This is a genomic window from Nesterenkonia sp. HG001 (genome assembly GCF_034438835.1).
In the GTDB taxonomy this organism is placed as follows: Bacteria; Actinomycetota; Actinomycetes; order Actinomycetales; family Micrococcaceae; genus Nesterenkonia; species Nesterenkonia xinjiangensis.
The window spans coordinates 491860-510447 of sequence record NZ_JAOSZD010000001.1; the positions used below are offsets into that span (position 1 = coordinate 491860).

Consider the following 18588-nt stretch of genomic DNA (forward strand, 5'->3'; position numbering starts at 1 on the left):
GGGCGGCTCAGCCTCCGGAGGTGTCGACCTCTGCGGCGGCGATCATCTCGCGCTGAGCCTCGTTGAGCTCCTGGGAGGCCAGCCAGTCCTCGGGCAGGTGCACCTTCTTCGGGGACCCGGCGCGACCCCGCGGACCCTCCACGTCGGCCCCGGGGTAGCCGATGCTCTGGTCCAGCTGACCGAGCAGGTCCTCCAGCATGGTCAGCGAGTCGACGGTGACCAGCTGGGTGCGCAGCTGCGAACCGACCGGATAGCCCTTGAAGTACCAGGCCACGTGCTTGCGGATGTCCTGCATGGCCTTACGCTCGTCGCCGTCGAAGTACGGGATGAGCAGCTTCGCGTGACGCAGCAGCGTCGCCGAGACCTCGGGCAACGCGGGGCGGTGTCGCTCCTCGCGGCCTTCGAATGCGGCCTGAAGATCGCCGAACAGCCAGGGGCGCCCTTGGCAGCCCCGTCCGACGACGACGCCGTCCACTCCGGTCTGCTCGACCATGCGCACCGCGTCCTCAGCGGACCAGATGTCTCCGTTGCCCAGCACCGGGATGTCCGGCAGGGACTCACGCAGGGCCGCGATAGCGTCCCAGTCCGCCTTCCCGGAGTAGTGCTGCCGCGCGGTGCGACCATGCAGCGCGACGGCAGCCACCCCGACGTCGCGGGCGACCTTGCCGGCCTCGAGACAGGTCAGGTGATCCTCGTCGATGCCCTTGCGCATCTTGACGGTCACCGGGATGTTCGCCCGGGAGGCCTCCCGGACGGCGGTCGACACGATGGACTCGAACAGCCGGATCTTCCAGGGCAGGGCGGAGCCGCCGCCTTTGCGGGTGACCTTGGGCACCGGGCAGCCGAAGTTGAGGTCGATGTGGTCGGCCCTGTCCTCCTCGACGAGCATCCGCACCGCATGCCCGGTGGTCACCGGGTCCACGGAGTAGAGCTGCATGGAGCGGGGCCGCTCGTCGGGCTCATGCTTGATGATCCGCATCGACTCCGGGCGCCGCTCCACCAGCGCCCGGGCGGTGACCATCTCATTGACATAGAGGCCGCCGCCGTGTTCGCGGCATAGCCGTCGGAAGGCCGTGTTGGTGATCCCGGCCATGGGCGCGAGGACCACCGGGGTGTCCACAGTGATGGGGCCCAGCTGCAGCGGGGGCAGCAAGGCCTGGCTGTCGGCGGAGCCGGCCTGCGTCTCAGCGCGGGTCCGGTCGTCGTGGAGAGTCTGTGCGGTCATGGTGTCCGGTCGGTGGGGGTGCCAGGAGAACAGGGGAGCTCCGGGTGGTCAGCGAGCGTAGATGATGGCCTCGAAGTCGACCTCGGCGTCGCCGGCGGCGACCAGCTCCTCAGTGACGACCTTGAGGGGAGCCATCGAGTCGTCCACCTCGAGCTCCACGGGATAGCGGGCGGCCAGCAGCGCCAGCAGCGAACGGACATGGTCCTCCGCCTCGGTCTCACCGAGCTCGGGGTTCCAACCGATCAGCACATCAGCGGGATCCTCCGTGCGCTCCGGGGTGTAGCTGACCGCGAAGGCCCGGATGGCGCCGTCGCCGTCCTCGGAGACGTCCCGCAGGATCACCGCCCCGGAGGCACCGGTGGTGTCGTCGAGCAGCAGCTGCTGAGCCTTGCCGATGGTCATCTCGGCTCGATCCCAGTCGTGCACGGCGTTGTAGTACTCAGCCACCAGGCGGCTGAGCTCCACCGAGCCGGTGGCGATCTCCTGGAGGTCCAGTCCGGTGCCCTCAAGGTCCGGCAGGCGCAGGGCACCAGCCTGGACGACGATCCGACGAGTCGTCTGGATCTTGGAGAAGCCGTTGTCCTTGAGGAAGCACTGGGCCGCGGAGCGCTTCGCGCAGCGGGCCTTCAGACCCGTGGCACTGCAGTTGCCCGCCTCGACCTCGAGGACGGCGAGCAGCTCAGCGGCGACCCCCCGGCGGCGATGGTCCGGGGCGACCTCCGCGTAGAAGGACAGCTTGTCCGGATGCAGCGAGGATCGCAGGATCGTGGCCGCGGCCACCGGGACGCCCTGGTCCTCGGCGACGATGCACCGCGACCACGGGTCGTTGGAGGAGGGCCGCAGCAGGGCGCGGTCCTGGTGGTGCATCGCGTTCTCCGGGTCGCCCCAGACCTGGAGCAGGGCGAGATCGTCGCCCTCGGCCCAGGGCCGGACGGTGAGACCGGACTCAAGAGTCAGCCGGTCCGTGTCGTGCGTGGTGCTCATCGCGTGTCCTTCGAATGCGTGCCACTGCGCGGGCGCGCAGGGTTGATCAGCCACGCGAGTCTAGTCCTGCCGCAGGGTGACGGCAAGATGGGCGCGGCCGACCCGGGCCCTGCCGCGTGGCGGGCCCGCGGCCGGGCCTCGATCAGCCCAGCAGTTTGGCGGCCAGGTAGCCCTGCACCTGGTCCAGGCTCACCCGCTCCTGGGTCATCTCATCGCGGTCGCGGATCGTGACGGCTTGGTCCTCGAGCGTGTCGAAGTCATAGGTGATGCAGAACGGGGTGCCGATCTCGTCCTGACGGCGGTAGCGGCGGCCGATCGCCCCGGCCTCGTCGTACTCGATGTTCCAGTTGCGGCGCAGCTCGTCGGCCAGGCGCTGGGCGGGCTCGGCCAGCTCCGGCTTCTTGGACAGCGGCAGCACTGCGGCCTTCACCGGGGCGAGCCTCGGGTGGAGCTTCAGCACGGTGCGCACGTCCACGCCTCCCTTGGCGTTGGGGGCCTCCTCCTCGTGGTAGGAGTCCACGAGGAAGGCCATCATCGCACGGGTCAGGCCGAAGGAGGGCTCGATCACGTAGGGGGTGTAGTGTTCCTCGGTCTTCGGGTCGAAGTACTGCAGCTTCTCCCCGGAGGCCTCGATGTGGGAGCTCAGGTCATAGTCGGTGCGGTTGGCGATGCCCATCAGCTCGCCCCAGGCCGAGCCTTGGAAGCCGAACCGGTACTCCAGGTCGATGGTGGCGGCCGAGTAGTGGGCGCGCTCGTCCTCCGGGACGTCGAACTTGCGCAGGTTCTCCGGGTTCAGGCCGAGGCGGATGAACCAGTCGTAGCAGGCGTCGACCCAGTGGTCGAACCAGTGGCCGGCCTCGTCCGGGTGGGTGAAGTACTCGATCTCCATCTGCTCGAACTCGCGGGTCCGGAAGATGAAGTTGCCGGGGGTGATCTCGTTGCGGAAGGCCTTGCCCACCTGGCCGATGCCGAAGGGCGGCTTCTTCCGGGCGGAGGTCATCACATTGGAGAAGTTCACGAAGATGCCCTGGGCGGTCTCGGGCCGCATGTAGTGCAGGCCCTCCTCGTTGTCCACGGGTCCCAGGAAGGTCTTCATCAGGCCGGAGAACTGCTGCGGCTCGGTCCACTTGCCGGGCTGGCCGGTCTCCGGGTCCCTGATGTCGTCCAGGCCGTTGGCCGGAGGGTGACCATGCTTGGCCTCGTAGGCCTCCAGCAGGTGGTCGGCGCGGTAGCGCTTATGGGTGTGCAGGGACTCCACCAGCGGGTCGGTGAAGGTCTTCACGTGTCCGGAGGCGTGCCAGACGGCCTGCGGGAGGATGATGGCCGAGTCCAGGCCGACCATGTCGCCGCGGCCGCGCACGAAGGTCTGCCACCACTCGGCCTTGATGTTCTCCTTGAGCTCCGTGCCCAGTGGCCCGTAGTCCCACGCCGACCGTGATCCCCCGTAGATCTCACCGGACTGGAAAACGAAGCCACGACGCTTCGCCAGGGTGATCACGTGGTCGAGGGCAGTCTTGGGGGCCATAGGGCGGTACACCTCAGGTCGGAGGGGACGGGACAGACGGGGGAAAGCTTACCGCGCCGGACGGCGCCCCGCCGATTCCCCCGGCGCCCGTCACGGCCCCTCGGCGTCGAGCGCGCCACCCCTCGGCGTCGCCACCTCTCTGTCCCCGGCGAGTTCGTCTGTCCCCGCCGAATTCGACGGGGAGAGATGAATTCGACGGGGACAGACGGCAGCACGGGCCCGCACCTCAGTCGAAGACGACGGCCCCGTCCTCCTCCACCCGCCAGCCGGGGTTGTACGCGATCTCCCACACCACACCCACCGGGTCCTGCACATAGGCGTGCAGCATGCCCGGCACCGCGGCGGGCTGAGGGTGCTTGAGCACCGTGCCCCCGGCACGCTCGAGGCGCTCCACGGTGCGGTGCACGGCGTCGGCGTCGTGGACGTTGTGAGCGAGGGTGAACCCGCTCGGGGTGCCGTGGTCCCGCCCGTCGCCGATGTCCTCGCTGAGCATCTCCGCGTCGAAGAGCCCCAGCACCTGCCCCGGAGCCACCTGGTAGAACTGGATCTCCCCGGCGAGCTCGAAGACCGGCCGCCAGCCCAGGCCGCCCACGTAGAAGCGTCGTGCGGCGACCAGGTCACGCGTGGCCACCGTGATGATATGGATGCCCTGCTCCATCGCAGCCTCCTTCCGGCCCGGATCGGGACAGCGAGTCTACTGACCCTCGTCCGCGCGGGTCACCCTCCTCCGACCGCTCACCGTGTGCGTCGGATGTCCGGCAGGGAGGCGATGACGACCGCCACGAGGGTCAGCAGGGTGCCCAGCACCGTGGCGGTGGTGATCACTGTGCCCGGGGCCGGGGCGACGAGGTCCAGCATGAGTGATCCGATGAGCTGCCCGGCGATCATGCCCATGGCGGCCAGCAGGACCCCCACCCGGGTCACCAGCACCGCGCCCAGGCCGATGAACACGCAGCCGAGTGGGCCCCCGAGATAGAACCAGGGGGTGGACGGCAGCGCCTCCCCCGCCCCGCTGACCAGCAGCTTGACCAGATAGGCGATGACCAGCACCGCCGTGCCGGCGACGAAATTGATCAGCGTGGCAGGGATAGGGCTGCCGTAGGCGGCGGACTGTCGTCCGTTGAGTGCCTGCTGGGCACTGTTGGTGAATCCGGCGGTCAGCGGGACGATCACCAGCAGCAGCCAGGTCCAGGCCCCGGTGTGTCCACCCAGCTGCGGAGAGACGGTCCACAGCACCGCCAGCACGGTCAGCAGCGCTCCGAGCACGCGCACAGTGTTCAGCCGCTTCCGACCGGCCGGGCCGAGACCGATGCGATCCCAGAGCAGGCCCCCGAGCGTCTGGCCCGTGACCACAGCGACGGTGAAGACGGCCACACCGATGATCCCGATCGTCAACGACTGGGCGAGCACGAAGTACCCGCCGATGCAGCCCGCGAGCAGGTACCACCAGCGGACCTCCCCGCGCCGCAGGGCCGGACGCACCTCACGGAGGGTGCGGCGTCCCCTCGGGGTCAGGCCGGCGATGGCCAGCATGAGGATCAGTCCGGTGCTGAAAGAGATGAGGGCGGCGAGGAAGGGGTCGTCCACCTCGGCGGCGAGCTCCGAGTTCACCCGCCCCTGGCTGGGGATGGCCGCACCGGCGGCCACCGCAGTGAGGAGGAACCCGACCCATGCGGCGAAGGACCGCCGAGACTGATCGACTGCGCTCATGCGCCTCACCCTAGCGGCACCTGGCATCGGTGGGCGGACCGCCCCGACTCGCCAGCGCCCGGTCCGCTGGGAGAGACTGACACCATGAGCGCTGATGACGTGGAGCAGGTTCCGATCCGTGACGAGTCCATCCGGCTCGGCCAGCTGCTGAAGCTGGCCAGCGTCGTGGAGGACGGCGTGATGGCCCGCGAGGTGATCGCCGCCGGCGCGGTGACAGTCGACGATGAGGTCGAGACCCGCCGCGGTCGGCAGGTGCGCCGAGGCCAGGTGGTGCGGCTCGACGGCGAGGAGCTGGGCCTCCCCAGCGCCCGCCTCACACCGACCGCGGAGTGACCTCCTCAGCGGAAACCGCTGCTTCTTCGCGGTGTGACACCTGCGAAACACCGCCTCCCTAATGTGACTCCCCGAGGCACGGTGACGCACCGTGCAGGAGGGACCGGTCACCGATGTCAGCCACGGATTCCAGCTCAGCACGAACCAGCGACACACCTGGCCCTGCCCCGGGCACCGACGTCCCCGGAGACCTCCAGGACGGCGTCCCGGAGACCAGCGCTCCGCCTGAGGGGCCCCGTTGCCGCGGCTTCCGGATGCCGCACATCTACGTGGTGCTGTTCTGCCTCTCGGCCCTGGCGGCCATGGCCACCCACCTGATCCCGGCCCACCAGTACGCGCGGGTCGAAGGCCCGGACGGACGCGAGGTCATCGACCCGGGCAGCTACAGCGCAGTGGCCGCCTCCCCCACCGGCCTCCTGGACTTCCTCACCGCGATCCCGCGCGGCCTGGTCGACGCCGGAGAGGTCGTCTTCTTCACCTTCGTCATCGGTGGGGCGTTCATGGTGGTCCGCCGCACCGGAATCATCGAGAATGCCCTGGACCGGCTGCTGCGGGCCTTCGCCCACCGACGGCTGCTGCTGATCCCCGTCCTCATCACCGTCTTCGCCACCATCGCCACGCTCATCGGCACCCAGGAACTGGCGCTGGTCTACATCCCCGTGCTGATCCCGGTGGTCCTCGCCCTCGGGTATGACTCGGTCACCGCGGTCGCCATCGCGCTGATCGGCACCACCGCCGGCTTCACCGCAGGGGTCCTCAACCCGATCAACACCGGACTGGGCCAACAGATCGCCGGCATCGAGACCTTCTCCGGTGCCGGACTGCGCACTCTGCTGCTGGTGACGCTCGTCGTCCTGGGAAGCCTGTGGACCGTCCGCTACGCCCGTCGAGTGGCGGCCGATCCAGCGTCCGGACTCATCCACGACGATCCCGAGGAGCATCAGAAGCGTCGGCTCTACAGCGCCGGCGCCACCCGGACCGCCCCCCGGATGTCCGGGCGCCAGCGACTCGCTCTGGTGCTGAGCCTGCCGGTGCTGGGCGTCACCGTCTGGGGCGTCTCCAGCCAGGGCTGGTTCATGATCGAGATGGCGGGGATGTTCCTGCTGCTGATGGTCATCATCGGCATGGTCAGCGGGCTGGGGCCCTCGACCATCTCCAGCGCCTTCTCCGAGGGCATGCGCAGCGTGCTCGAGGGCGCCATCATCGTCGGTGTCGCCCGCTCGGTGGCGGTGCTGCTGGAAGATGGGCTGGTGCTCGACACCATCGTCCACGCCCTGGCCCAGGCGGTCAGCGGACTGCCGGCCGCGCTGGCCGCCGTCGGGATGTTCGCGGTGCAGAGCCTGTTCAACTTCGTGATCCCCTCCGGCTCCGGTCAGGCCGTGGTGACCATGCCGATCATGGCCCCGCTGGCCGACCTGCTCGACGTCACCCGACAGACCGCGGTGCTGGCCTTCCAGCTCGGAGACGGACCCACCAACATCCTCTATCCCACCTCCGGCTACTTCATGGCGGCCCTGGCCATCGGCGGGGTCAGGTGGGAGCGGTGGCTGCGGTTCTACCTGCCGCTGTTCGCCGCCTGGGCACTGGTGGGCATCGGGTTCCTCATCGCTGCCCAGCTGACCGGATGGGCCTGAGCACCATGTAGGTGAGGAACTCGCCGACATGCGTGATCTCCTGCGGCACGACACCGTGGCCCGCCCCGGCGTAGAGGACCTTGGTCAGCTCCACCCTGGCGTTCGCCCAGCGATGCGTGTAATCGATGTGCGCCTCAGGGATGACCGGGTCCTCCTGGTCCCGCCCCCAGAAGAACGGCACCTTCTGGGCCGCGAGCGCGTCGTCGTCGAACCAGTCCTGCATGTCCTCGGCCTGCCCGGGGTCCACCGCGAAGCCGGAGAGACCGACGACGGCGGCGAACTCCTGCGGACGAGCGCGCAGCAGGGAAGTCGCCATGGCCATGCCCATGGAGAAGCCCAGAAGCGTCACCGAAGTGTGCTGGTCCTTCACCGAGGCGATCCACTCCCAGAGGTCCTCGACGGCGTCGCGCGCCGCGGCCGAGGAGTAGGCCAGCCGCTCGGGGTCGAGGTCGAACCAGGTGTAGCCGCCGTGGCCCATGGGCACCGGCGCACGCAGCGAGGCGTAGGTGAACTCCTCAGGCAGGCTCGGCACCAGGCCGAAGAGATCATGCTCATGAGAGCCGTAGCCGTGCAGCAGCACCACCAGCGGGGTACCCTCACGGTCCTCCGCCTCGCGGGACCAGACGACGACGGGCTCGGGCTGGGCGGGGTTCATCGGGGTGGTCTCCTCAGGTTCAGACGGGGACGGCAGGGCGCGCGGGCGCCCGGACGGCCGCACCATCCTCTCATCTCCACCGGACTCGCGTGCCGGCACGGCCAATGAGACTGTGCCGCGGGACCAGCTGTGGGCGTCCGTCTCACGGCTGATGGAAGTGACCGACGAGTTCAGCGACAATGAGGTACGTGGACCCATCAGACGAGCAGCTCGAAACCCCTGAGGCGCACGGCGAGATGCCGGGTAGCCCCACTCACCCCTGGACCCGTTACGTCGCCCTGGGCGATTCCTTCACCGAGGGCATCGGTGACCCCGACGAATCCCGCCCCGGCTACCACCGCGGCTGGGCCGATCGAGTGGCCGAGGAGCTGGCCGCCGGTGCGGTCGCCTCAGCAGGCGGCACGCATTTCGCCTACGCCAACTTGGCGGTGCGTGGAAAGCTGATCGCACAGATCCGCGACTCTCAGATCGCCCCGGCCCTGGAGCTGAAGCCCGACCTCATCACACTCTGTGCCGGCGGCAACGACGTCATCCGGCCAGGGGGCGACCCGGACGTGACTGCCCGGACCCTGGACACCATGGTCCAGATCCTCTCCACCACCGGCGCCACCGTGGTGCTGTTCAACGGCCCCGACGTGCGCGAGACCCCGGTGGTGGGCTCCATCCGTGGCAAGGTCGCCATCTACAACGAGAACGTGCGCACCGTCGCCGCCCGGCATGATGCGCTGGTGGCCGACATGTGGGCGCTGCGCGAGCTGGCGCATCCGGCCATGTGGGACGAGGACCGGCTGCACTTCTCCCCGCTGGGGCATCACACGATCGCCACGATGGTGCTGGACACCCTCAACGTCGCCCATGACCTGGAGCCGCTGGCTCCGCGCCCGGTGCCCGAGCGCAGCTGGCGGGAGGCCCGGGGCGACGACGTCGTCTGGGCCCGTCACCACCTGTTCCCGTGGGTCGTGCGGCGGCTGCGCGGTCGCTCCTCCGGCGACGGGGTGACCGCCAAGCGCCCCACCTTCGAGCCGCTGTTCGGCGGGTCGATGCCGCCGGGGACCTCGGGCGCCGAGGAGTGACACGCCTCGGTTCAGGCGCGAAGGATCACAGACCCAGCGTCTCCCGCATCTCTGCGGCCAGCTGCTCCGGGCTGGTGAGGAATCCGTCGTGACCGATCGGTGAGGCGATCATGTGCACCTCGGGCTCTCCGGGCAGCAGCTGCGCCAGCTCACGGGACTGCTCAGGCAGGTACAGCCGGTCCGACTCCACGGCGGCGATGAACGGCGTGGCGGTGACCTGGGAGAGCGCCGCGGCGACGCCGCCGCGACCGCGGCCGACGTCGTGGCTCATCAGCGCCTCGGTGAGGACGATGTAGGCGTTGGGGTCGAAGCGGCCCACGAGCTTGCGGGCCTGGTGGTCCAGGTAGGACTCCACCTGATAGCGGCCTCGCCGACGGGCGGCCCAGGCGAAGGGATTCTCCTCGCCCTGCGGCTCCCGCTGAAACCGGACCCCGAGCTCATACTCGGTGCGGTAGGTGATGTGGGCGATGCGCCGCGCCAGCCCGAGCCCTTCCTCAGGAGCCGGACCGCCGTAGTAGTCTCCGCCGGCGAAGTGCGGGTCGTTCTCGATGGCCTTGATCTGCGCCTGGCCGAAGGCTATCTGCTCGGCGGTGGACGCGGCGCCGCAGGCGTAGACCGCCACACCCCGCACCCGGTCCGGGAAGGTGGCCGCCCACTCCAAAGCACGTGCCCCGCCCATGGATCCACCGATGACCGTGCGGAACTGTGCGATCCCGAGGTGATCGGCCAGCCGGGCCTCCAGCTCGACGGAGTCCCGGATGGTGGTGAAGGGGAAGCGCGAGCCCCAGGGGCGGCCCTCCGGATCCGGCGAGGCCGGCCCGGTGGACCCGTAGCATCCGCCGACCATCGCCGGGGCGACCACGAACCACTGTGTGGTGTCGATGGGTCGCCCCGGCCCCAGCAGACCCTCCCACCAGCCCGGCGCCGGGTCGGCGTCGGTTGCGGCGACGTGGGTGTCACCGGTGAGGGCGTGCGCGACCAGGATCGCGTTGTCCCGTGCCTCGTTGAGCGTCCCCCAGGTCTCGTAGGCCAGCTGCACCTGCGGCAGGGTGCCTCCGGTCTCGAAGGTGTGCTCGCCGACGTCGACGATGGCGAGCGCACCGGCGGGACGCGGTGTCGCGGTGAGCACCTGGGCGGTCATGGGGCGGGAACTCCTGTGTCGGTCCGGGTCTGCTGGGCGATGACGGTCAGACGGGTGTGGATGAGACGCAGTGGTCTCTCAGGTTAGCCTCAGCCCACCGGAGCAGGCTCGGAGGCCGGCGTTTTCTCACTCTCCGGACCGTCGGCACCGGCCGGGACGGCCTTGGCCAGGGCCTGCTCGAGGTCGGCGAGGATGTCCTCGATGTGCTCCAGCCCCACCGAGAGACGCACCAGACCAGGCACGACGCCGGCCGCACGCTGCTCGTCCTCGGTCAGCTGGCGGTGGGTCGTCGAGGCAGGGTGGATCACCAGGGAACGGACATCCCCGACGTTGGCCACCAGAGAATGCAGCTCCAGGGCGTCGGCCACGGCCTGGCCGGCCGGGGCGCCCCCGTCGACTTCGAAGGCCAGCACGGAGCCCACTCCCTTGGGCAGGTACCGCTGCGCCTGTTCGAACCAGGGGCTCGAGGCCAGGCCCGGGTAGCTGACCCGCTTGACCGCAGGGTGCGCCTCCAGGTACTCAGCCACCCGCTGAGCGTTCTGCACGTGACGCTCCACGCGCAGGCTCAGGGTCTCCAGGCCCAGGTTGATCTCGAAGGCGTTGTGCGGCGAGAGGGAGGGGCCGAGGTCACGGAGCAGCTGCACCCGTGCCTTGAGGATGTAGGACAGGTTGACGCCGAAGACGCCGTCGGCACCGAGGTCCCGGCCGTAGACGAGGCCGTGGTAGCTCTCGTCCGGGGTGTTGAAGCCGGGGAACCTGTCCGGGTACCGGGTGTAGTCGAAGCCGCCGGAGTCGACGATCACCCCGGCGATCGCGGTGCCGTGCCCGCCGAGGAACTTGGTGGCCGAGTGGATGACGACGTCGGCTCCGTGCTCGATCGGGCGGATGAGATAGGGGCTGGTCAGCGTGTTGTCCACGACCAGCGGGGCACCATGCTCGTGGGCCACCGCCGCGACGGCCTCGAGGTCGAGGACGTCTCCGCGGGGGTTCGCCACGACCTCACCGAAGAAGGCCCCGGTGTTCTCCCGGATCGCGGCCCTCCAGGACTCGGTGTCATCCGGGTCCTCCACGAAGGTGACCTCCACCCCGAGCTTGGGCAGGGTGTGCTTGAACAGGTTCTGGGTGCCGCCGTACAGGGAGGGAGAGGCGACGATGTGCCCACCTGTCTCGACGATGTTCAGCAGCGCCAGGGTGGCGGCCGCCTGACCGGAGGAGACCAGCAGCGCACCGACACCACCCTCGAGTGCGGCGATCTTGTTCTCCACCGCCTCGAGGGTGGGGTTGGTCAGCCGCGAGTAGATCGGCCCGAGCTCCTCGAGGCCGAACCGCTTGGCCGCGGCCTCGGTGCTCGGGAAGACGAAGGAGGTGGTCTGCTGGATCGGCAGCGCCCGGGCGCCGGTCACCGGGTCCGGGAATGCCCCGGCGTGGATCTGCTGAGTCTCGAAACGAGGAGTCTTGGGTGTCTCTGTGGTCGTCATGGGACGTGTCTCCGTTCAATGCGGTCGCGTGGCCAGGACCGGCATCGGAGAGACTCCGGGCGTGATGGCCCGAGAGACCGCACCGCGTGGCGGCCCTGTCGCGAAGGACATGGTGGTGGGCCGCACTGTGATGTGTGATGGCCCGCGCTTGCCCCACCGCATGGGCGGCAGGGCCTGGTCGTCACCCGGGGCACCCCACCGCGAACTGGAGGGTTGCCGGCCAGCAAACCGGGGTTTGACGCTGGCACTCTTGACCTGCCCCATAGTGTGCCCTGATCCCCACGATCCGGCAAGTCTGTGTCCTCGCATGTCACCGTCGGCGCGGATCACCCCCGCACCCCGGTTCGCCGCAGCACTCTGTCCCCGTCGTGTGCGTCCGTCCCCGTGGAACTGCACGGGGACGGACGCACACGACGGGGACAGGTCGCGCTCAGCTACTCCGCTCAGCGGAGGGGCGGCGTCAGCCCTGCCCTCCCGGATGCGGCGCGGGCTCCACCGCGCCGATGGGGCCGCCGTCGTCGCCGCCGTCGACCAGGATGGAACGGAAGGTCGGCTTCGCGAAGTCACCCCAGATCAGCGAACCGTCCTCGTCCCGCTCGTACTCCCCGGGCGGGTCGATGGAGACCAGATCCCGCGGCAGGACCAGCCGTTTGCCACCTTCGGCCTGTGAACGGCTTCCGTCGAAGAGGACGTTGCTGGAGTCGACGTCTCCGGCGATCTGATCCGCCCGGCCGTCGCCCCCGGAGTGCACTGAGAGGTTGCTGCGGAAGATCCCCTGGTCCTCCGGCTCGAAGTACGGGTTGGTGCGGAAGATGTAGTTGTACCGCACGTTGTCCACCGCGGTGTTGTTGGTCAGCGTCAGCCGGCCAGGGTTGAAGTTGTCGGAGAAGCCGTCGAGGTTGTTCGCGTACGCCAGGTTTCCGGTGAGCACATGGTCCACGGGAAGCCCCTCGCCGCCCACCTTGAATCCGGTGCCGATGCCGGAGCCGGCGTTGTACCCGTCGGAGAGCTGCCCGTTGTGGTGGGCGATGTTGCCCTCCATCGTGATGGGGAAGTTGGGGCCCTCGTTCGTGCGGTTGTAGAGGTCCCAGCCGTCGTCGATGTTGTGGTGGGCCACGTTGCCGCGGAACACATTGCCCGGGCCGACCCCGAGCTTGGCCGCGAAGCCGTCCGCGTTGATGTCAGCCGGGTCCCGGTTGTCATGGGCCTCGGAGTCCACGATGAGGTTCTCGGCGGGCCAGTCCTCCGGGGCTCCGCCGCCGGAGAGCTGGAAGCCGGAGTTGCCGTTGTGGCTGAAGACCATCGAGTCGACGACGTTGTGCGATCCCGAGGAGCGCAGCCCGTTGCCGGCCGAGCGGGTGAGCTCCAGGTCGGAGACGACCCAGTGGTCGGCGTCGAGCCGGATGATCTGCTGCAGCGCGGAGCGGCCGTCCACGATGACCTGTGCACCCTCGGCGGCGGTGAGGGTCTTGGGCTCCTCCACGGTGCCGGAGTAGGCCGGGCTGAGCGAGATGGTGCTCTCGGGCTGGTATTCGCCCTCCAGCAGCTCCACCGTCTGACCGGGCAGCACGTGCTGGACCGCCGTGTGCACGTCCAGAGGGCTCTGCTCCGTCCCCTCCCCGTCCGGCGTGCCGTCGGGCGAGACCATCAGCGGGGCGTCGTGGAACTCCCGGACGGTGACCTCGACGCTGCGGGTGATCGGAGTCAGGTCGGGGCCCTCCGCAGGGTGATAGGTCGAGCTGACCGTGCTGGTGCCCTCCGGGAGGTCAAGCTGCGCGGTGAGCTCCTCCTCGGCGGTGATGGGTTCCCCGGAGATCACCGTCTCCCCGTCGACGGCGACGTCCACGGTGCCCGGATGGCCGGCCGAGGCGGCGAAGGGGTAGCTGGTGGAGCCGGAGTGCTCAGGAGCGCGCAGGTCGAAGGAGACCGGGGTGACCGGCTCAGGCTGCTCCGGACGGGGCTGGGTGTCGGCGTCGCTGAGGGTCAGTGAGGCCCCGGAGAAGGTCACCGCCACGTTCCGTGAGGCGAAGAACCCGACGGTCATCAGGTCGGGCTCGATGTCCTGGACCCAGTCCGCCCCGTCGAGCTGGTGGGTATGGGTCTCCGGCTCGTCCAGATGCGTGGAGGTCGTGGACATCACGAACGAGTCGTCGGTGCGCTCCAGCCGCATGGTCACCGGCTCGTCGATCGTCAGGCCGTGCCCGCCGAGGTTCGTGGCGCGACGCTCGGATCCGACAGTCCCCCACGGCTCGGTCACCCCGGTGCGGGTCATGCCGACCGGTCCCTGGCGCAGCACTGTGGAGGAGGCGTAGTTCGAGGCGGCCGGAACCTCTTCGAAACCCTCCAGCATGGGGTTCTGACGAGGACCGCCGTTGAGGTCGCGGACCATCAGGCCTGCACCCTCCTGCCCGTTGGGGCTCGCGCCGGTCTCGGGGCCGAGCTGATGGACCGTGACCTCGGCCTCGAGCACGAAGTTGTGCTCGTTCGGGTCGAGGGTGACGTGGTAGAAGGTCAGTCCGTCATGGCCGGGGGCGAGCTTGCCGCCCCGGCTCTCCATGAAGACCTCGCCGTCGATGGTGCCCGGCTCGTCCGGGACGGCGTGGTTGACGCCGACCTTCTCCGGCAGCACGTTGGAGGAGAAGTCCAGGTCGGTGGACTGCCCGAAGGTGATCTCCTGCCACTCGAGCTCCTCGGCGGCCTGTCCCCCTGACTCGGCAGGGTCGTCTGCGGGAGTGTCGGCCCAGGCCGACGACGGCGCCAGCAGCGTCACCACCAGGGCCAGGGCACCCGCGACGGTGGTCCCGCGGACAGCGGGCGTCGTGAGTGTTCGGCGGTGGTGCGGATCTTCGATGGACGTGGTGGACGGTGGCATCTCGTCTCCCCCTCAGGAGCTGGACAGCGGTTTCCCGTCCAACCTAGGCGTGATGCCTGTCACAGTGAAGCGGATTCGAGACCTGGTGCATTGCCCACTCAGCATGACGTGATGCGGCCCGCAGCGGACTGACCAGCACTCACCCGCCCCCGCAGGGGAATCCGACCCGCTCAGACGCGCAGGATCAGGGCATCGCCCTGACCGCCGCCACCGCAGAGGCCTGCGGCCCCGACTCCCCCGCCGCGGCGCCCGAGCTCCAGTGCCAGATGAAGCGCCAGTCGCGCCCCGGACATGCCGACCGGGTGCCCCAGAGCGATCGCACCGCCGTTGACGTTGAGCCGGTCCTCCTCCAAGCCGAGCTTCCGGGCCGAGGCCACCCCGACGGCGGCGAAGGCCTCGTTGATCTCCACCAGGTCCAGCGAGGCGGGGTCGATGCCCTCCTTGGCGCAGGCGGCCGCGATCGCGTGGGCGGGCTGCAGCTGCAGCGAGGAGTCCGGTCCGGCCACCATGCCATGGGCGCCGATCTCGGCGATCCAGTCCAGTCCGAGCTCCTGGGCCTTCTCCTTGGACATGACGACCAGGGCGGCGGCACCGTCGGAGATCTGGGAGGCTGTGCCGGCGGTGATGCTGCCGTCCTTCGCGAAGGCCGGGCGAAGCCGTCCCAGAGACTCGGCGGTGGTCTCTGGACGAATCCCCTCGTCCGCGTCGACGACGACCGGCTCGCCGCGGCGCTGCGGCACCTCCACCGGGACGATCTCCTCGGCGAAGAGGCCCTTCTCCTGCGCGGCGGCGGCGCGCTGGTGGGAGCCGGCGGCCACCCGGTCCTGCTCCTGCCGGGAGACCTCAGACTCGCCGGTGTTGCAGGACTCCGTGAGCGCCCCCATGGCCTGGGAGGTCGCCTGGTCATAGAGCGCGTCATAGGCCATGGAGTCCACCAGGGCCGTGTCCCCGTACTTGGTGCCGGTCCGCGAATTGGGCAGCAGGTGCGGGGCGTTGGACATCGACTCCATGCCGCCGGCGAGGACGATCTCACACTCGCCGGCGCGGATCAGCTGGTCTGCGGTGGCCACGGCGTTGAGCCCGGAGAGACAGACCTTGTTGATCGTGATGGACGGCACCGAGGCCGGGACGCCGGCCCCGAGCGCTGCGGTGCGAGCCGGATTCTGCCCGGCGCCGGCCTGGATGACCTGCCCCATCACCACATAGTCGACCGCGTCGGCGGACACCCCGGCCCGCTCGAGCGCACCCCTCAGGGCCACGGCTCCCAGCTCCGCGGCCGAGAGGGACGACAGTCCGCCCAGCAGCCGCCCCATGGGAGTTCGGGCACCAGCGACGATGACAGTTCCAGACATGACTCTCCTCTGCAGCACGATGTTCACGATGGGCCCGAGGAATCGGACGACGCCGCGGCCGCGCCGCCGAGGACGCCGTCGTCCCGCCTGGGCTCAGCTCAGCGTATCGCGGTGACCCCTGTCACGTCAGACGGCGACGGCTCCACCCGAGGCAGGCGCCCTCTCCTGGGCCAGCCCGGGGCCACGGGCCTCAGGCGGAGGCCCGCCGCTTCCAGCAGGAGTTCAGACGCAGGCGGCACACTGTCCGACATGATCGACCTTCCCTCGCCGGCGATGAGATGGCCCACACAGCTCTGGGGCCGGGTGATCAGCGAGCAGGAGCCGCTGGGCTGGCAGCTCAGCCTGATCCTGGCCCTCGTGGTGCTGGTGGTCACGTGGAGTCCTCCCGGACATCGACTGGTGCGGCACCTGGTGACCCTGGTGCACGAGGCGGGTCATGCCGTCGTCGCAGCCCTGGTGGGGCGACGTCTGCAGGGAGTGCGACTGCACGCCGACACCTCTGGGCTGACCGTCTCACGAGGCCGGCCCGACGGTCCGGGCATGATCGCCACTCTGCTGGCGGGGTACCCGGCCCCCGCCCTGGCAGGCCTTGTCGGGGCCCTGCTGCTCGGGGCCGGACACGCCGCCGCAGTGCTGTGGGCCCTGGTCCTGATCAGCGCCCTGATGCTGCTGCTGGTGCGCAACCTCTACGGGCTCTGGGTGGTCCTCGCCCTCGGCGGAGCGGTCGGCGCGCTGTCCTGGTGGGCCTCCGGCCCGATGCTCTCCGCTGCCGCTCAGCTGGTGGTCTGGGCCCTGCTGCTGTCCGCCCCGCGAGCGGTGGTGGAGCTGCAGCGACAGCGCCGTCGGACGCGCGGTTCCGACAGCGACGCCGACCAGCTGGCTTGGCTCACCGGGATTCCGGCCGCCGTGTGGGTGGGGCTCTTCTGGCTGGTGTGCGCGGCGGCCCTGGCCGCGGCGGCCTGGCAGCTGCTCGAGGGCGTCCCGTGGCCGTGGGGGTGAAGCCCGCCGGCCCTGGGGCTGCCGGCCGACCGGCGGGTAGTCTCTCACCCATGACAGAGCGGACTGCATCCTCCCCCTTGCCCGGCCCGGACTCGGAGCGGACCGTGATCGTCGGCGCGGGTGACCTCGGCACGCGGATCGGGCGCCGCCTGCGGAACGCAGGCCGCGCCGTCGACGGCTGGAAGCGTGACCCCTCGACCCTGCCCGAGGACTTCACCGGCGTGTCGGCGGACCTGACCCACCCGGCCCAGCTCCCCGAACTGCCCGAGGACACCACCGCCGTCGTGTTCTGCCCGACCGCCGGGGGGCGGACCGCGGCTCGGTACCGGGCGGTCTACCGAGACGGCCTGCGGGCGCTGCTCGAGCGGGCTGATCGGCTCGGCGGCAGGACCGGGAAGCCGGTGCGCCTGGTGCTGATCTCCTCGACCGCGGTCCACGGTGGGGAGAGCGGATTGGTGGACGAGTCCACGGCCCTGCATCCGCACACCGCCACCGGCGAGGTCCTCGCCGAGACCGAGCAGCTGCTGCGCTCCGACGACGCGGTGGAGGCCACCGTGCTGCGCCTCTCCGGCATCTACGGGCCGGGCCGACGGCGACTCCTGGACCAGGTACTGGGCGGCCGGCTGGGCACGGGCGCACAGGGGGCCGGCGCGCAGCAGCGCGGCGCCACGCCCGACGTCGACCCGTGGCGGATCTCCAACCGGATCCATGTCGAGGATGCCGCGGCCGCGGCCGCGGCCATGGTGACCGCACAGCACTGTCCCTCGGTGCTCCTCGGCGTCGACGAGCTCCCGGTGCCGGTGGGGATGGTGCACGACTGGCTGGCCGATCAGCTGGGGCTCCCCCGCCCCTGGCCGCAGCTGGTGCCCGCCGACGGGTCCCTGGAGGAGCTGCTCGCCGTCGGCCGGGAGGACCTGCTGTGGAGATCCACCCGGGCGCATGGGAAGGCCGTCGACGGGACGCGCCTTCGCCGTTTCCTGGGCCACCTGGAGCACCGGGACTTCCGTTCCGGCTACGCCGACCTCGTGGCGGAGACCGCCGAGGCGGAATGACGGGCCGACCTCACCCGATGTGCTTGACATCACATCCGCGCGGTGCTTGAGTTGACTTACCGACCAATCGGTCTGGAAATAGTCAAGGAGTGCCGATGACCGAGTCCACCCAGCTCACCGACGAAGGCGTGCTCATGCCCGCCGACGGCCCCCGGCACCGGATGCTGGAGACGGATCGCTGCACGCGCTGGTTGGGCGCCGAGGTGCTCCAGGCCGACCCCGGCCATGCCCGCCTGCGCATGACCGTGCGCCGCGAGATGACCAACGGGTTCGACATCGTCCATGGGGGGATGCTCTTCACCCTGGCCGACACCTGCTTCGCCATGGCCTGCAACCATCCCGAGGGCGATGATGCCACCGTCACCGTGGCCTCAGGGGCCGACATCAACTTCCTGAAGACGGCATGGCTGGGCGACGAGCTCGTCGCCGAGGCCGTCGAGATCTCGCGCTCGGGACGCAGCGGGATCTACGACGTCACCATCACCCGCGCAGACGAGACCATCGCCGTCTTCCGCGGCCGCTCCCGCACCATCGCCTCCCCCGAGAAGAAGTGAG

16 protein-coding genes and 1 riboswitch are annotated in these 18588 nt (G+C 69.9%); of the genes, 6 read left to right on the plus strand and 10 right to left on the minus strand.

Annotation, left to right across the window (positions count from 1 at the left end):
• Positions 1-7: 7 nt before the first annotated feature.
• The 5 genes from dusB to ODE13_RS02185 form a co-directional block, all read right to left on the minus strand.
• A complete protein-coding gene (gene dusB, locus ODE13_RS02165; protein WP_322477792.1) occupies positions 8-1225 on the minus strand; it encodes a tRNA dihydrouridine synthase DusB in 1218 nt (405 codons plus the stop codon).
• A gap of 48 nt (positions 1226-1273) precedes the next feature.
• Positions 1274-2209 (minus strand): GNAT family N-acetyltransferase, encoded by a 936-nt coding sequence (locus tag ODE13_RS02170; RefSeq protein WP_322477793.1) that lies wholly within the window; start codon positions 2207-2209, stop codon positions 1274-1276.
• Positions 2210-2351: 142 nt separating this feature from the next.
• Positions 2352-3734 carry a glycine--tRNA ligase gene (locus ODE13_RS02175; protein ID WP_322477794.1) on the minus strand — a complete coding sequence of 461 codons (1383 nt, stop codon included), beginning with the start codon at positions 3732-3734 and terminating at the stop codon, positions 2352-2354.
• Positions 3735-3960: 226 nt separating this feature from the next.
• On the minus strand, positions 3961-4392 hold the full coding sequence (locus ODE13_RS02180) for a VOC family protein (RefSeq protein ID WP_179542144.1): 432 nt from the start codon (positions 4390-4392) through the stop codon (positions 3961-3963).
• A 77-nt stretch (positions 4393-4469) separates the two neighbouring features.
• Complete coding sequence (locus ODE13_RS02185; protein ID WP_322477795.1) at positions 4470-5444, minus strand: DMT family transporter; 975 nt, start codon at positions 5442-5444, stop codon at positions 4470-4472.
• Positions 5445-5528: 84 nt separating this feature from the next.
• Between ODE13_RS02185 and ODE13_RS02190 the strand changes: the two genes are divergently transcribed.
• Both ODE13_RS02190 and ODE13_RS02195 read left to right on the plus strand, forming a co-directional pair.
• Positions 5529-5777 carry an RNA-binding S4 domain-containing protein gene (locus ODE13_RS02190; protein ID WP_179542142.1) on the plus strand — a complete coding sequence of 83 codons (249 nt, stop codon included), beginning with the start codon at positions 5529-5531 and terminating at the stop codon, positions 5775-5777.
• A gap of 113 nt (positions 5778-5890) precedes the next feature.
• The gene (locus ODE13_RS02195) at positions 5891-7411 is read left to right on the plus strand and encodes a YfcC family protein (RefSeq protein ID WP_322477796.1); all 1521 of its coding nucleotides are present in this window, start codon (positions 5891-5893) and stop codon (positions 7409-7411) included.
• Here ODE13_RS02195 and ODE13_RS02200 read toward each other — a convergent pair.
• Positions 7380-8066, minus strand: a complete 687-nt coding sequence (locus ODE13_RS02200; protein ID WP_179542141.1) for an alpha/beta hydrolase — start codon at positions 8064-8066, stop codon at positions 7380-7382. The two genes, ODE13_RS02195 and ODE13_RS02200, sit on opposite strands and share 32 nt — an antisense overlap.
• A 179-nt stretch (positions 8067-8245) precedes the next feature.
• On the opposite strand from ODE13_RS02200, the gene ODE13_RS02205 reads away from it, so the two are divergent.
• Complete coding sequence (locus ODE13_RS02205; protein WP_416210513.1) at positions 8246-9139, plus strand: SGNH/GDSL hydrolase family protein; 894 nt, start codon at positions 8246-8248, stop codon at positions 9137-9139.
• Between the two features lie 25 nt (positions 9140-9164).
• On the opposite strand, the gene metX is transcribed toward ODE13_RS02205, so the two are convergent.
• The 4 genes from metX to ODE13_RS02225 form a co-directional block, all read right to left on the minus strand.
• On the minus strand, positions 9165-10280 hold the full coding sequence (gene metX / locus ODE13_RS02210) for a homoserine O-acetyltransferase MetX (RefSeq protein ID WP_322477797.1): 1116 nt from the start codon (positions 10278-10280) through the stop codon (positions 9165-9167).
• Positions 10281-10369: 89 nt separating this feature from the next.
• The gene (locus tag ODE13_RS02215; RefSeq protein ID WP_322477798.1) at positions 10370-11758 is read right to left on the minus strand and encodes an O-acetylhomoserine aminocarboxypropyltransferase/cysteine synthase family protein; all 1389 of its coding nucleotides are present in this window, start codon (positions 11756-11758) and stop codon (positions 10370-10372) included.
• Between the two features lie 139 nt (positions 11759-11897).
• A riboswitch (SAM riboswitch) is annotated at positions 11898-12014 on the minus strand.
• Between the two features lie 204 nt (positions 12015-12218).
• A complete protein-coding gene (locus ODE13_RS02220) occupies positions 12219-14630 on the minus strand; it encodes a right-handed parallel beta-helix repeat-containing protein (RefSeq protein WP_322477799.1) in 2412 nt (803 codons plus the stop codon).
• 170 nt (positions 14631-14800) lie between these two features.
• Complete coding sequence (locus ODE13_RS02225) at positions 14801-15982, minus strand: acetyl-CoA C-acetyltransferase (RefSeq protein WP_322477800.1); 1182 nt, start codon at positions 15980-15982, stop codon at positions 14801-14803.
• A gap of 249 nt (positions 15983-16231) precedes the next feature.
• Here ODE13_RS02225 and ODE13_RS02230 point away from each other — a divergent pair, with 249 nt between their 5' ends.
• The 3 genes from ODE13_RS02230 to paaI all read left to right on the plus strand — a co-directional run bounded on the left by ODE13_RS02230 (position 16232) and on the right by paaI (position 18587).
• Positions 16232-16981 carry a M50 family metallopeptidase gene (locus ODE13_RS02230; protein WP_322477801.1) on the plus strand — a complete coding sequence of 250 codons (750 nt, stop codon included), beginning with the start codon at positions 16232-16234 and terminating at the stop codon, positions 16979-16981.
• 50 nt (positions 16982-17031) lie between these two features.
• Positions 17032-18033: an NAD-dependent epimerase/dehydratase family protein gene (locus ODE13_RS02235; RefSeq protein WP_322477802.1), complete on the plus strand. Its 1002-nt coding sequence runs from the start codon at positions 17032-17034 to the stop codon at positions 18031-18033.
• Positions 18034-18128: 95 nt separating this feature from the next.
• On the plus strand, positions 18129-18587 hold the full coding sequence (gene paaI / locus ODE13_RS02240) for a hydroxyphenylacetyl-CoA thioesterase PaaI (protein ID WP_322477803.1): 459 nt from the start codon (positions 18129-18131) through the stop codon (positions 18585-18587).
• Position 18588 lies beyond the last annotated feature (1 nt).

Bases quoted from the DNA above. Each gene is read 5' to 3' on its own strand.
- dusB (WP_322477792.1), bottom strand. From the start codon at position 1,225: ATGACCGCACAGACTCTCCACGACGACCGGACCCGCGCTGAGACGCAG.
- ODE13_RS02225 (WP_322477800.1), bottom strand. From the start codon at position 15,982: ATGTCTGGAACTGTCATCGTCGCTGGTGCCCGAACTCCCATGGGGCGG.
- ODE13_RS02180 (WP_179542144.1), bottom strand. From the start codon at position 4,392: ATGGAGCAGGGCATCCATATCATCACGGTGGCCACGCGTGACCTGGTC.
- ODE13_RS02205 (WP_416210513.1), top strand. From the start codon at position 8,246: ATGAGGTACGTGGACCCATCAGACGAGCAGCTCGAAACCCCTGAGGCG.
- metX (WP_322477797.1), bottom strand. From the start codon at position 10,280: ATGACCGCCCAGGTGCTCACCGCGACACCGCGTCCCGCCGGTGCGCTC.
- ODE13_RS02175 (WP_322477794.1), bottom strand. From the start codon at position 3,734: ATGGCCCCCAAGACTGCCCTCGACCACGTGATCACCCTGGCGAAGCGT.
- ODE13_RS02235 (WP_322477802.1), top strand. From the start codon at position 17,032: ATGACAGAGCGGACTGCATCCTCCCCCTTGCCCGGCCCGGACTCGGAG.
- ODE13_RS02200 (WP_179542141.1), bottom strand. From the start codon at position 8,066: ATGAACCCCGCCCAGCCCGAGCCCGTCGTCGTCTGGTCCCGCGAGGCG.
- paaI (WP_322477803.1), top strand. From the start codon at position 18,129: ATGACCGAGTCCACCCAGCTCACCGACGAAGGCGTGCTCATGCCCGCC.
- ODE13_RS02220 (WP_322477799.1), bottom strand. From the start codon at position 14,630: ATGCCACCGTCCACCACGTCCATCGAAGATCCGCACCACCGCCGAACA.
- ODE13_RS02185 (WP_322477795.1), bottom strand. From the start codon at position 5,444: ATGAGCGCAGTCGATCAGTCTCGGCGGTCCTTCGCCGCATGGGTCGGG.
- ODE13_RS02230 (WP_322477801.1), top strand. From the start codon at position 16,232: ATGATCGACCTTCCCTCGCCGGCGATGAGATGGCCCACACAGCTCTGG.
- ODE13_RS02215 (WP_322477798.1), bottom strand. From the start codon at position 11,758: ATGACGACCACAGAGACACCCAAGACTCCTCGTTTCGAGACTCAGCAG.
- ODE13_RS02170 (WP_322477793.1), bottom strand. From the start codon at position 2,209: ATGAGCACCACGCACGACACGGACCGGCTGACTCTTGAGTCCGGTCTC.
- ODE13_RS02195 (WP_322477796.1), top strand. From the start codon at position 5,891: ATGTCAGCCACGGATTCCAGCTCAGCACGAACCAGCGACACACCTGGC.
- ODE13_RS02190 (WP_179542142.1), top strand. From the start codon at position 5,529: ATGAGCGCTGATGACGTGGAGCAGGTTCCGATCCGTGACGAGTCCATC.